Source organism: Exiguobacterium sp. ZOR0005, assembly GCF_000798975.1.
Lineage (GTDB): Bacteria > Bacillota > Bacilli > Exiguobacteriales > Exiguobacteriaceae > Exiguobacterium > Exiguobacterium aurantiacum.
Map to the genome: position 1 here is coordinate 95,313 of NZ_JTLB01000004.1, position 13,685 is coordinate 108,997.

The window sequence follows — 13,685 nt, forward strand, 5'->3', positions numbered from 1 at the left end:
TGGGGTATATATCAATCTGGGAGGAATCACTTCATGAGACATATGTCATACGTAGACGACCCGGATCAACAGCGGCGTTTGTATAAGCGGACGCTCCTCGTCGTCGTGCTCTCGCAAATTTTTGGGGGCGCCGGCCTTGCCGCCGGCATCACCGTCGGGGCGTTGCTCGCCCGTGACTTGCTCGGCACCGACGCTTACGCCGGGGTCCCGACGGCACTCTTTACGCTCGGTTCTGCCGCGGCAGCCTTTTTGATCGGTCTCATGTCACAGCGTGTCGGTCGCCGATTCGGGCTCGCCACCGGTTTTATGACGGGGGCGCTCGGTGCCTTCGGCGTCATCCTCGCTGCCACGCTTGAAAGTGTGCCGTTGCTGTTCGCCGCGCTTCTCATCTATGGGGCCGGGACGGCGACGAATCTCCAAGCGCGATATGCCGGAACGGATTTAGCGAATGCGACCGAGCGAGCGACAGCCGTCAGTATCGCCATGGTGTCGACGACGTTCGGGGCCGTCGCCGGACCGAACTTAGTGGAACCGATGGGACGTGTCGCGGACAGCATCGGACTGCCCACGCTCACGGGACCGTTTTTATTGGCAGGGGTCGCTTATTTCGTGGCCGGACTCATCCTGCTCATCTTTTTACATCCAGACCCGCTCCTCGTCGCCCGGGCAATCGAATCGAAACGGAAAGCCTCGATTGATGCGGCACAACCTCAATCGGAAGACGTACATAACCGAAGCGGCGTCTATGTCGGAGCGTTCGTCATGGTACTCAGCCAAATCGTCATGGTCGCCATCATGACGATGACCCCCGTCCATATGCGACATCACGGTCATGAACTGAGTGCGGTCGGTCTCGTCATCGGTTTTCATATCGGCGCGATGTACTTGCCGTCGCTCGTGACCGGTGTGCTCGTCGATAAAGTCGGCCGCGAAATCATGGCCATCGCTTCCGGCGTGACGTTGTTCTTCGCAGGGATCGTCGCCGCCTTCGCCCCTGCCGACTCACTCTTGTTGCTAATTGTCGGTCTCGTCTTGCTCGGCATCGGTTGGAATTTCGGCTTGATCAGCGGGACCGCCATCTTGGTCGACGCGACGACGCCTGAGACTCGAGCGAAGACGCAAGGGTCGGTCGATGTGTGGATTGCCTTGTCGGGCGCATCGGGCGGCATGTTGTCCGGGGTCATCGCATCCCAGTCGAGCTATTTGACGCTGTCCCTCCTCGGCGGGATCGTGTCGCTCGTCCTCGTCCCACTCGTTCTTTGGTATCGCCGCCAATCGATTTGACGATGAACCGATTCGCTCACGTGAATCGGTTTTTATGCATAATGCGTCGCCTCTGACAAGCTCCTCTCAATTTGCTATACTCCTTTAGTTATGTTTACTAACTATTCGGATTCGAACAAATAAGGAGGCGTCATCGCCGATGCAATTGACCGCACAAAAATTATGGACGAAAGACTTCCTCATCATCTCGCTCGTCAACTTCTTCTTGACGCTCATCTTCTTTTTGCTCATGGTCACGATCGGGGTCCATGCTGTGTCGACATACGGGGCGACGACAAGCGAGGCCGGTCTCGTCACCGGTATTTTCATCATCGGGACGCTCGTCGGCCGTCTCTTCATCGGCCGACTCATCGATTCGATCGGCCGACGCAAAACGTTACTAATCGGTCTCACGTTTTTCACCGCGACGATTTTACTTTATTTCGTCGACCTCGGAGTCAGCTTCCTGTTGTTTACCCGTTTCGTGCACGGGCTCGGGATGGGACTATCGAGCACGGCGACCGGAACGATCGTCGCCCAAGTCATCCCGGCCTCGAGAAAAGGAGAAGGCATCGGCTATTACAGCATGAGTTCGACACTCGCGACGGCCATCGGTCCGTTCGTCGGTCTGCTCATGAGTCAGTACACGAGCTTCTCGGTGATCTTTCTCAGCTGTCTCGTCATCGGTGCCGTCAGTCTCGTGAGCGCTTTGTTCGTCAACGTGCCGGAAGCACACAATCCGTCCGTCATCCGCGGATTCTCGCTGAACGCCTTCGTTGAACCGAAGGCGCTCCCGATCGCGCTCATCGTCGCCGTTGCCGCGCTCAGTTTCTCGAGCGTGTTGTCCTATATTAACTTTTACGCGACTGAACTCGACCTCGTCGAAGCGGCAAGTGTCTTCTTCCTCGTCTACTCGATCTCGGTCCTCATCTCCCGTCCGATCACGGGACGGCTCATGGATGCACGCGGCGCGAACATCGTCATGTATCCAGCCATCGCCGTCTTCGCCGTCGGTTTGCTCGTGTTGAGCCAAACGACGACCGCTGTCGGTTTATTAGTCGCCGGTGCGCTGATCGGACTAGGTTTCGGTAATATTCAATCTGGGACACAAGCGATCGCCGTCAAGGCGGCGTCTCCGGCACGGATGGGGATGGCGACCTCGACGTTCTTCATCGCGCTCGACGCCGGGCTCGGTTTTGGTCCTTATTTTATCGGACTCATCATTCCGTTGACCGGCTTCTCGACACTTTATCTCGGACTCGCATGCGTCGTGGCATTCTTGATTTTCTTATATTACGTCATGAACGGGCGCCAGGAACGGGCTCAATTGCGACGGGCAGCATGACAGGACTTTCCAAAGTCCTGTCTTTTTTTTGAATGTTCACACATTTGGATTGAGGTTACGGTAATATAAAAATGACGTGTCAAAACGCTTTGGATTGAAATGAGGGACATTATGCACGCTGACCAGACGATTTATAAACATTATGCCGCCTTGCTCCGAACGTTCGATAAAATTTCAGATTACGTGTTCTTCATGGAAGTCGACGGTCCGACGTATCGGTACGCCTTCGTCAACGAACCAGGGCAACGCGCCATCGGTTGGAAAGAAGACGACCTCGGGAAAAGCATCGAGGATTTGGTCCCGCCCGAGACGGCGCTGTTGATTAGACGACATTACGACGAAGCGGTCCGTGATCGAAAGAGTGTCGTCTTCGAGGACTATCGTCTCGCCGATTCGTTCTTTACGGATACGCTCGAAGCGACAGACGTCCTTTCGCTGCCGCTTCATTACTTCGAGTCGGAAGTGACGCCCGTCTTTGAGGGAGATACGTGCACCCACGTCATTTCCGTCGTCCGGGAAGTGACGGAACGAAAACGCCGAGAGCTCGAACTGACCATCTTATATGACCAACACGAATCACTTCGACGTTACTCCCCGCACGGGATTTTCGTCCTCGACCATCAGTTTCGCATCAAGTCGCTCAACCCAGCCGTGACGACCATCACCGGTTATGCCGAGGCCGATTTGATTGACCGTTCATTCATCGACTGTGTCGACCCGTCCGAACGTGATACCGTTCAAGCCGGGCTTGAGCACGCCATGGCGGGATCACCGCACAAGTATAAGATTCGGGGACACCGACGGTCGGGGACGCCACTCGACCTGGCAATCCTGAATATCCCGATCGAGGTCGGTGGTCACATCAACGGGCTGTTCGCCATCATCATCGACCACACACCCGAGAAAGATGCGGAACGAGCGACTCAAGAGAGTGAACGACGTTACCGTCAATTGATCGAGACGATTCCTGAAGGGATCATCGTCCATCGGGAAGGGGAAATCGTGTACGCCAATACGTTAGCGCTCGAGACAATCGGTGAATCCACGATCACAGGCATGTCCATCTTCACGTTCATTGCGCCAGAGTATCGTGAGGCGGCTGCCGAGCGACTCGCCTCGATGCGTCTTGATGACGCGGTACATGAGATGGAACTCGTCGTCACGTCCCGCGATGGACGAAGTTTTCGTATGGACGTCGCCAGCCTCGTCATCGACTACGAAGGGACAGCCGCCATCTTGAGCGTCCTTCGCGACGTCACGGAGAAGCGGGACATTGAACAAGCGCTCCGTCAGAGCGAGATGCGCTACCGGTTGATCACCGAGAATATGAGCGACCTCGTCTGTATGCTCGAGTCGGACGGAACGGTCCGTTATGCGAGTCCGTCCCACCTCCACGTGCTCGGCTATCCCCCATCGTTCTACGAAGGGAAGAATACACTGGACTTCATCCATCCTCGCGACGTCGAACTGACACGCCTACAACTCCACGCGTCAGCGCATGGGAGCGAGCCGCTCACGCTCGAATTTCGTCACGCCCATGACGACGGTCGTTGGATTTGGCTCGAGACGAAGATTCAAGCGATTTATAGCGAGGATGGCAAATTGCTTCACTATTTGACGGTCACCCGGGAGATCATGCAGCGCAAGGTCGTGGAGAAGCAGTTACGCCACTTGGCTTACCACGATACGTTGACGGACTTGCCGAACCGCCGTTACTTCCTCGCTTATCTCGAGGAGTCCCTCGCACGGATCGAAGAGGAGACAGAGGCGCTCGCGATCCTTTCGCTCGATCTCGACCGTTTCAAACAAATCAATGACACCCTCGGCCATGATGTCGGCGATGAACTGTTGCGCCAATTCGCTTCTCGCCTGAAAACCGCCCTCCGCAAGCAAGACGTCGTCGCGCGTTTTGGGGGAGACGAGTTCGCCGTGTTGATTCGCTATAACGATCCTGTCGCACCGCACCGGGTTGCTGAAAAGCTACTGACTTCACTCAAGCAGCCTTGGCGCATCGAGGGGCATACATTCGTGACGACGTCGAGCATCGGGATCGCCTGTTGCGATATGGGGGTGACCCCGAAACAATTATTGAAACAAGCTGATCTCGCCTTGTACGAGGCCAAATCGAACGGCAGAAACCGCTATACGTTGTTCCAAGACCGCCTATGAGCGGTCTTTTTCACGTGAAACATTTAAGTTATCGACTGAAACACGAACATTAAATCTTTATTAAGGTTAAATATAAAGAAAAATCGAACTTTCTTGCTCTAACCCTTTGACTTTATGAGATATTTGCGTTACATTACCGAATGGACGAAGTATTTCCAACATCATCAATTAAAATGTTCGTAAATAGGGGTGTTAGACTATGGATAAAGTGTTTGACTATGAAGATATTCAATTGATTCCCGCAAAATGTGTCGTCGATAGCCGGTCGGAATGTGACACGAGCGTGACGCTCGGCGGGTTCACGTTCCGCCTTCCGGTCGTTCCAGCAAACATGCAGACGATCGTCGATGAGAACGTGGCGTTGTCGCTCGCAGAGAACGGCTATTTCTATATCATGCATCGTTTCAACCCAGACTCTCGGCTTCGCTTCATCGAAGACATGCACGGACGCGGTCTTTACGCCTCGATCAGCGTCGGTGTGAAAGAGGACGAGTATCGATTCATCGAGATGCTCGCTCAATCCGGTCATACGCCAGAGTTCATCACGATCGATATCGCCCACGGGCATTCGAACGCGGTCATCCGGATGATTCAGCATATTAAACACCATCTGCCACAATCGTTCGTCATCGCCGGGAACGTCGGGACGCCGGAAGCGGTTCGCGAACTCGAGCATGCAGGGGCCGACGCGACGAAAGTCGGGATTGGGCCAGGAAAAGTATGCATCACGAAAATCAAGACCGGTTTCGGGACAGGCGGGTGGCAACTCGCCGCCCTCCGCTGGTGCGCCAAGGCGGCAACAAAGCCGATCATTGCGGATGGGGGCATTCGCACGCATGGGGACATCGCCAAATCGATTCGCTTCGGCGCCTCGATGGTCATGATCGGTTCACTGTTCGCAGGTCACGACGAATCTCCGGGAGAGACGTTTGAGCAGGACGGGAAGCTGCTTAAAGAGTATTTCGGATCGGCATCTGAATTCCAAAAAGGGGAACGGAAGAACGTCGAAGGCAAGAAAGTGTTCGTGGAGCATAAAGGGGCGCTTCAGGACACGTTGACCGAGATGGAGCAAGACCTCCAATCGGCCATCTCATACTCGGGTGGGGACAATCTTGATGCGTTGCGCACTGTCGATTACGTCATGGTGAAAAACTCAATCTTTAACGGGGATAAAGTATATTGAAAAAGGCGACTCGCGTGAGTCGCCTTTTTTCAATCATCCGTTAGCTGCTTCGTCATCATGAAGTAATCCGAACCGGGCGGATAGTCACGGAGGACACCTGCCACCTCGTAGCCGAAGCGTTCGTAAAACGTTCTCGCCTGAAATGAGAACGTCGTCAGCTTCACTCGGGTCGCACCGAGGGCGATCGCCTCACGTTCCCCCGCCTCGAGCAACCGTGATCCAAGACCCGTACCGGTGTGAGCCGAGTCGACCCACAGCCGGTCGAGGTCGAACCAGCCCCAATAGACGCTTCCGAACAACCCGGCGATCACTTCACCGTTTTGCTCCACTTTGAATTGCACGACCGGGACGTCGGCATTCCGAATAGCTCGATGATGGACCGAATGCGTGTCGTTGAAGGCGCGCAGACGCTCCGTCAACAACTGTTGGAATGACTCATCTTCCGCCACGACCTGCTCGATTTCCATCATGTGTCCCTCCTTGAACCGTTCACAAAGAACGTGATGAGTTCCGCTTCTTCTTCCTCGACAGCACGACCTGTCAGGCGTTCGTATTGAGCCGTTATCGCCTTTTTATTTCCTGGGAAATCTAGCGTGATCGTTGCCAACGCGCGCAACACATCACGATCTTTCTCATATTCTGGACGTGAGACGACACGGCCGTGCGACCACACATACGCATCCGCGTCAAACATGTCCAACAAGGCGAGCAGCCGGAGCGTCTCGTCCGCTGTCATCCGCCAGGACGGTGCGTATAGATTGGCATAGAGCGCATCTCCGAGGAACAATACTTTCTCTTCCGGGATATACGCGACGACAGCATCAGGTGAATGGTCGCCGCCGACATGCTTCAACATGACGTGCACGCCGCCGAGGTCGAGTGTGAGCGAATCGTCGAACGTCAAAGTCGGCATGACGACGCGCATCGTGCGTGCCTCCCCGAACTCAAGGCGGATGGCGTCGGCACAGAACGGAATCTCAATCCCGCTCTCGACGCGTTCATCGAGCGACGTATCATCCCACTCATACGGCAGTAGCCGTTGCATTTTGTTCTTCGTTTCCACACTCGCGATCGAGACGGTCCAAGGTAACGCCGAAAGTCCAAAAATATGATCCCAATGCCAATGTGTCAACGCGACGATCGTCGGACGATCTAGCCCATTCTCGGCCAAGGCGTCTAGCAACGTGTTCGTATGGGACTCAGAGTTTCCGGCATCAATCAACAACGTGTGCGTATCACCGACGACGACTCCTAAAATCGGCCGATCGGTCTCCGCGACAGATGTCATATACCAAAAACGCGGCGAATGTCTCTCTAACTTCTGCAAATCAAATCCTCTCCTCACTCGTCGGACCAGTTCAGACAGGCGTTCGCCTGGCGGTCCGCTCAGTCGTACTCTTGAAATGAATCATACACGTAAAACCCATCGCCCCCACAATTTTTGGCGACATACATCGCCGCATCCGAGTGATGGATGAGCGCATCGAGCGACGAGAGTTCTGCCGATGAATAAGCGACCCCGATACTCGCCGACAAGCGGAGGAAAAGTTCGTCCTCGACCAATATTTCCTGGGAAATCAAAGCGGTCAACTGTTCAAACACCTCATTCCCTAGCGAGCTCTGTTCTCCCTCGATGACGATCAAAAATTCATCGCCGGCAAAGCGATACGCCTTGCCGTCATGGAAACGACTGAACGAACGGATCCGTTTCGCCGTCTCGACGAGCACCTCATCCCCGATGAGATGCCCATGCGTGTCGTTGATTCGCTTAAAGTCGTCCAAATCGATGAACAGAAGCGCGACGGCCTGCTTGCGGTTCATTTTTTGACGCAGATCCGCCATGAGTGAATGCCGGTTTCCGAGCTTCGTCAATCCGTCCTTCGTGATGAGTTCGATGACTTCCTGGTGCTTGCGTTCGCGTCGAATCTCGTTCTCCATCCAACGCGTCACGAGCAAGATCGTGTCCGTCATCTCTTGCCTTGCGACTTGATCGATGACGTCCTCAAGGCTTCCTTGCTCGGTAAGAAAGACGAACCACCCGAACGTCTTCCCTTCGTTCACAAGCGGCACGCTGATCATCGCGGAGAGTTCGACGCCATCGATGACGAGCTCGGCGCGTCCTAACTTTTGATGCCCGTTTTTTACGAGCTCCTCGACTTGATGGAGACGTTCGTCGGTCCATTCGAGTAACGTGTCCCCGTCTGACGAAAGGATGTGATAGCCGCTCTCCACTGTAAACGCGACGGCATGGGAATAACCGATCCATTCCCGCAACAACACTTGAATCCGCTTCAGCTTTTCCGGGAACGGTGCATGGAGCGCGGTCACTTCGTAAAGCGATTCGAGCGTCTGTTGACGCCGTGTCTCCGCCCTCGTCTGTTCCGTCAGCTCGATTTCAGCCATCACCCAGCGTGCGAAATCCTCAAGTGTCCGCAGCGCCTCCCTGTCAAACGTGCGCGCCACCTGATCCGTGACGCAGAGCGTTCCGATGGCATGACCGCTTCGTGTAATGAGCGGCACCCCGGCGTAAAACCCGACGCCTTCAAGAAGCGGATTGTCATCCGATGATTCGGCTGACTCGACGTCCTCGATGACGAGCGCTTCTTTCCCGAGCACGACGCGGTCGCAGAGCGTGAACTTGCGATCGACGTGCAGCCGATCAAGGGCCGCCCCTTGGCACGACTTGATCCACTGTTGGTCCGTCGTCAAAATCGAGATGAGGGCGACCGGCATATCGAACGTTCTCGCCACGAGTCGGCTGATGCGGTCGTAACGTTCTTCCCGAGGTGAATGCAGGATCTCGAGACGAAGGACCGCCTTCAACCGTTCCGCCTCACTCTCGTCGAGCGAAGTGATTGCCTCCTGACGTTCTGATGCGTCGTGACGCAACAGAGCGAAATGGTGCTCGAGTGCGTCGAGCGCGGCTTGGACGTCTGATCGCGCCAGTGGCCGACTGAAGAAATAACCTTGCACCTCGTCACATCCGAGCCGCTCGATGGCACGATACTGTTCTTCCGTCTCCACACCTTCGGCCGTGACTTCGAGGTTCAACTTTTTAGCGAGCGAGATGATCAGTTTGACGATCTCGTACTCTTTTAAGCCGTTGCCTTTATCGAGCTGACTGATGAACGAGCGGTCGATTTTAATTCCATCGATATCAAACATTTTTAAATAGTTGAGCGACGAATAACTGACGCCAAAATCATCGATAAGGATGCGGAACCCTTTCGTCTTCAAATAATCGACCGTCTGAATGCCGACGAGCGGCTCCTGCATGAGCGTATGCTCCGTGATCTCAAACTCGAATTGATCCGATGTCAGGCCGTGCGACGTCAAAACAGTCAAGACGTCACGCATGTACGTTTGACGGAAGACGATCGGGGAGATGTTGATTGCGACACGGCGACCGTTGAATACGTCCGGCTGTTCGATCATATCCCGGCAAACTTGTCCGATGACGAAGCCTGTCACGTCCTCGATCAAGAGCGATTTTTCAGCGATGCGGATGAACGTTTCCGGCGAGACGTTCCCGAGGGCGGCACTACGCCACCTTACGAGCGCCTCAAAATGGATCGTCCCGTCATGACAACTGATACGCGGTTGATAGACGACACTCAACTCGTTCGCTTTCAATCCTTTGACGAGTTCCATCTCGATCGTCATCTCGTCGATATAATGTTGGACGTAATCGTCTTTTTCATACACCCGAATCATTTGTTTGCCTGCTTGTCTCGCCTCAAGCAGTGCCGTCGACGCGTTCATGATCACACGGTCCGCATTCTCATATCCGGCACTGAGCCCGATGCAACCTGAAAGCGCGAACTCGGTCTCGGCCACCTCGTACGTGTAGTCCGCAATGGCGGCGAGCAAGCACTCTCCGTGATGGTAAGCCGTCTCAATCGGCGTGTGCGGCAGCACGACGATGAAATCTTCCCCGTCGACCCGCCCGATGATCGATCCTACGGGTAGTATATCCGACAGACGGCGCGTCATGTCTTTGATGAGTTGATGCGACTGTTCAATCCCTTGGAGCGAGAGCACGATTTTAAAGCGGTTGATGTGAAGCCGGATGATGCTCGTCAGTTCACGTCCGTTCTCCTGCGTGAACAGCTTCTCGAGCTCGAGCTTCACTTTCATCAAGTTCGGCATTCCCGTCAAATAATCGATGTGCTCGATACTCGACAATAGCTTCATCTCCGCTTCTTCCGACAAATCGGTCGTCAAACCGAGGACGTAACGAACCTCGCCGTGTATGTCTTCGAGCGGCATAAGGACAGATGAGGCGAAACGGGCCGTGTTCGAATCGATGTTCATCTTCGACATGAAATAAACCGGTTCACGTGTGACGGTCACCGCATCGTAGTGCGCGATCAGTTCATCCGCGACGTCGGCCGGGTACATCTCGTGCAAGTAGCTGCCGGCCACATCGTCTGGTAGCATCGAGGCGAGCTTCCCTTGCTCACTGACACGGACATAACGATATCCGACTGGCGTCACTTCCATTAAAAAGACCATGCGATACAAACGAACGAATACATCGAATAAATAATGCGGGTCGGCCTTCATCTGTTGCATACTGTACCTCCAAGCAATGTCTGTTTCCTCTAGTGTAGAACTTTTAACTCGTTTTGTTCACAAAACCGTTTCAAAAAAGGGGAAACTTTTTTCAACGTTTCCCCCGAAAATCGGGTAAAGAGTAATGAATCTAGTCCTGAAGCGAGGTGAACCATCATGCTCAGTCGAAACGTCTATCCACAGACCCGTCCCGGCAAATGGTCGGTCGGATTGTTGCTCGCCGTGTTTCTTCTCTTGATCGCCTCTGCCCTCATCGTCCAGTCAGGCCAACCGTTCAACTTCAATGCGCTTTTCGACAACACGTGGGCGACCATCGGGTCGATGGCGGCTTTAGCTGCCGCGCTCGGCGCTTTCGGTGTCGGGTTGTACACGATCCTTCGCAACCAAGAGCGTTCGGTCGCCGTCTTTTTCACCGCGTCGCTCGGGGGGCTCGTCGCTTTGTTCGTGCTCATGCAACTGTTCCGCTAACTCAAAACGCTCCTTCCCAATGCGAGAAGGAGCGTTTCGTCAGAGTAATTCGTTCGCGAGCAGGCGGTAGACATTCAACCGGTCGGACTGTTGGTGTTGAATGCTGCAAATCATCGCCTCATCGAATCCATAGCGCTCCGCTTCTTCTTGAAGCTGAGTCGCGATCTGCTTCGGCGTCCCGACGAGGTGAATCGCCCGGTTGTTGGCGATGTGAATTTTGTCGACTTCGGTGAGCGGATACTCGTGCGCCGCCTCCGGACTTAACAGTTGACGAAGCTGACCGCGCATCAAGAACAAGCGGGACAGGTCAGACGGACGGGCCAAATATTCCGCTTCTTCCTCCGTCTCGGCCGTCGTGACGAGATACGTCACGTTGATGTCCGGTTTCTCCATGAACGCCGACGGACGGAAGTTGTGCCGGTACGCATCCAGTGCATCGGTGCTCAATTCTCCATTGAAGAATTGGGCGAACGAATAGCCGACGCCCATCCGCCCGGCTTGGACGGCACTGTTCCCACTTGACCCGAGCAGCCAAGCCTCCGGACGAATTACACCGGTCGGCGCAGCCGGGGTGTGTTTATACCAGCGCTCTTCCGGCGTCTCGTCGTTGATGAGCTGAAGCGTCGTCTCAAGTTTTTCGTATAGCCCGTCCATCATCGGCTTCTGGCCTTGCGACATGGCGTAGATGGCATTGGCATCTCCACCCGGCGCCCGTCCGACGCCAAAGTCGATGCGTCCTGGCGCGAGCGCGCTCAACGTCTTGAACACTTCGGCCATCTTGAGCGGTGAGTAATGCATCATCATGATTCCGCCCGAACCGAGCCGAATCCGCTCCGTCTTGGCCGCGATGTAGGCGCTGATCACTTCCGGTGCCGAACTCGCAAACGACATGCCGCCGTGATGTTCGGCCATCCACATCCGGTGATAACCGAGCTCTTCGGCTACTTGCGCGAGCTCGACCGCGCTTTCTAGGGCATGTTCTGACGTATGCCCGGACGTGACCGGTGCTTGATCGAGTACACTTAATCTCATGTCCATCTCTCCACTTCTATAGTATATATGGTGAATATCTCGAATTTGTAAGACTCGCCGTCATCATACTAAAGTGTGGAAAAGAATACGAGTCGGACGCTCAAAAAGACAACGTTCTTTTTTCAGAAAATTGCAACGAGTTATTGCTTGTCCAGCTTCCCCTTCTCTATAATGAATGAGAAGACGTTATTCCTTCATAGCAAGTCGCCGAACGCGTGATGGGGACACGTGAGCGGCCCACAATACTCTCGGGGAAAAGGGGTAAACAACATGAATCAGCCACCAAACAGGCCTGGCCAGGACGGAACCTCGTCATTCACGTCCAATGATTTTTTGAAATTTTTAATTCCATCTTTGATCGGTCTCATGTTCTTCATCGTGCCGATCCCGACCGATGACGGATTCACCATCCCGGTCGCCTTCTTATCCAATCAGCTGATTGACTTGATTGGCGGTGTCGTACCGACACTCGCCGTCATCATGATGGGCATCTCGGTGCTCGGTTCACTTTGGACGTATATGGCCAAACCGGCGTTTGTCCTCGAACGGCCGCACTTCAATTCACTGTTAAACATCACACCGTTCTGGTTCGGGATGCGGGTCGTCGGCTTCATCGCCGGGGTGATGACGCTGCTCGTCATCGGTCCGGCGATGATCACATCCGAATACACGGGCGGACTATTGCTGTACGACTTGATTCCTATCTTGTTCGCGACATTCTTATTTGCCGGGATGTTGCTCCCGCTCCTTTTGAACTTCGGTCTGCTCGAGTTCGTCGGGACGATGCTTATCAAAGTGATGCGCCCGCTCTTCAAACTGCCGGGCCGCGCTTCGCTCGACTCGCTCGCGTCTTGGGTCGGGGATGCGACGATCGGGATCCTGTTGACGACGAAACAATATGAGAACGGCTACTATACGAAGCGGGAAGCCGCCGTCATCGCCACGACGTTCTCGGTCGTCTCGATCACGTTCACGATCGTCATCTTGTCGTACATGGAACTCGACGCCTACTTCTTGCAGTATTACGGCGCCATCATCATATCCGGTATCGTCGCAGCGCTCATCATGCCGCGCATTTATCCGCTGTCGAAGAAGGCGGACACACCTTACGAAGAGACCGAGCTGAAACCGGAAGAGCCTGTCCCGGCAAACGTCTCGATGCCAAAATGGGCACTTCGCCAAGCGTTGCTCAAGTCCCGCTCAAGTAAGAGCTTCATCGCCACGCTGAAAGACGGTTTTCAAAACGTGCTCGACATGTGGCTTGGCATCTTGCCGATCGTCATGGCCGTCGGGACGATCGCACTCGTCATCGCAGAGTATACGCCGCTCTTTACGATTCTCGGTAAACCGTTCGAACCGATTTTGATGTTGCTCCAAGTACCAGAAGCGGAAGCCGCCGCCCAAACGATGGTCGTCGGTTTCGCCGATATGTTCTTGCCGGCCGTCCTCGGTAGCGGCATCGAGAGCGAGATGACTCGTTTCATCATCGCGACCGTTTCGGTCACACAGCTCATCTTCATGTCGGAAGTCGGTGGATTGCTCCTCGGTTCAAAACTTCCGATCTCATTCGTCGACCTCGTCCTCATCTTCTTGCTCCGGACGTTCATCACGCTCCCGATCATCGTCGGGATCGCCCATTTGGTCTTTTGA

At 54.6% G+C, this 13,685-nt stretch carries 10 protein-coding genes; 6 read left to right on the forward strand and 4 right to left on the reverse strand.

What is annotated here, in order from left to right; all coding sequences use genetic code 11:
- Nucleotides 1–33: 33 nt before the first annotated feature.
- From L971_RS01025 to guaC, 4 genes are all read left to right on the forward strand, one after another.
- A complete protein-coding gene (locus L971_RS01025; RefSeq protein WP_024371010.1) occupies nucleotides 34–1,284 on the forward strand; it encodes an MFS transporter in 1,251 nt (416 codons plus the stop codon).
- A gap of 139 nt (nucleotides 1,285–1,423) precedes the next feature.
- Nucleotides 1,424–2,608, forward strand: coding sequence for an MFS transporter (locus L971_RS01030; protein ID WP_029333936.1), 1,185 nt, complete (start codon nucleotides 1,424–1,426; stop codon nucleotides 2,606–2,608).
- A gap of 111 nt (nucleotides 2,609–2,719) precedes the next feature.
- On the forward strand, nucleotides 2,720–4,777 hold the full coding sequence (locus L971_RS01035; RefSeq protein ID WP_047373885.1) for a sensor domain-containing diguanylate cyclase: 2,058 nt from the start codon (nucleotides 2,720–2,722) through the stop codon (nucleotides 4,775–4,777).
- A 199-nt stretch (nucleotides 4,778–4,976) separates the two neighbouring features.
- On the forward strand, nucleotides 4,977–5,960 hold the full coding sequence (gene guaC / locus L971_RS01040) for a GMP reductase (protein WP_029333938.1): 984 nt from the start codon (nucleotides 4,977–4,979) through the stop codon (nucleotides 5,958–5,960).
- A gap of 29 nt (nucleotides 5,961–5,989) precedes the next feature.
- Here the strand turns inward: guaC and L971_RS01045 are convergent, their stop codons facing one another.
- The 3 genes from L971_RS01045 to L971_RS01055 are packed head-to-tail and all read right to left on the reverse strand — an operon-like array spanning nucleotide 5,990 to nucleotide 10,535.
- Nucleotides 5,990–6,427: a GNAT family N-acetyltransferase gene (locus L971_RS01045; RefSeq protein WP_231557540.1), complete on the reverse strand. Its 438-nt coding sequence runs from the start codon at nucleotides 6,425–6,427 to the stop codon at nucleotides 5,990–5,992.
- Nucleotides 6,427–7,287 (reverse strand): MBL fold metallo-hydrolase, encoded by an 861-nt coding sequence (locus tag L971_RS01050; RefSeq protein WP_047373887.1) that lies wholly within the window; start codon nucleotides 7,285–7,287, stop codon nucleotides 6,427–6,429. Before L971_RS01050 ends, L971_RS01045 begins: the two co-directional genes overlap by 1 nt.
- Nucleotides 7,288–7,346: 59 nt before the next feature.
- Nucleotides 7,347–10,535 (reverse strand): EAL domain-containing protein, encoded by a 3,189-nt coding sequence (locus L971_RS01055; RefSeq protein ID WP_047373889.1) that lies wholly within the window; start codon nucleotides 10,533–10,535, stop codon nucleotides 7,347–7,349.
- Between the two features lie 156 nt (nucleotides 10,536–10,691).
- Between L971_RS01055 and L971_RS01060 the strand changes: the two genes are divergently transcribed.
- Nucleotides 10,692–11,003, forward strand: coding sequence for a hypothetical protein (locus L971_RS01060; protein ID WP_024371017.1), 312 nt, complete (start codon nucleotides 10,692–10,694; stop codon nucleotides 11,001–11,003).
- Nucleotides 11,004–11,042: 39 nt separating this feature from the next.
- On the opposite strand, the gene L971_RS01065 is transcribed toward L971_RS01060, so the two are convergent.
- The gene (locus L971_RS01065) at nucleotides 11,043–12,035 is read right to left on the reverse strand and encodes an LLM class flavin-dependent oxidoreductase (RefSeq protein ID WP_024371018.1); all 993 of its coding nucleotides are present in this window, start codon (nucleotides 12,033–12,035) and stop codon (nucleotides 11,043–11,045) included.
- 270 nt (nucleotides 12,036–12,305) lie between these two features.
- Here L971_RS01065 and L971_RS01070 point away from each other — a divergent pair, with 270 nt between their 5' ends.
- The gene (locus L971_RS01070) at nucleotides 12,306–13,685 is read left to right on the forward strand and encodes a YjiH family protein (protein ID WP_047373891.1); all 1,380 of its coding nucleotides are present in this window, start codon (nucleotides 12,306–12,308) and stop codon (nucleotides 13,683–13,685) included.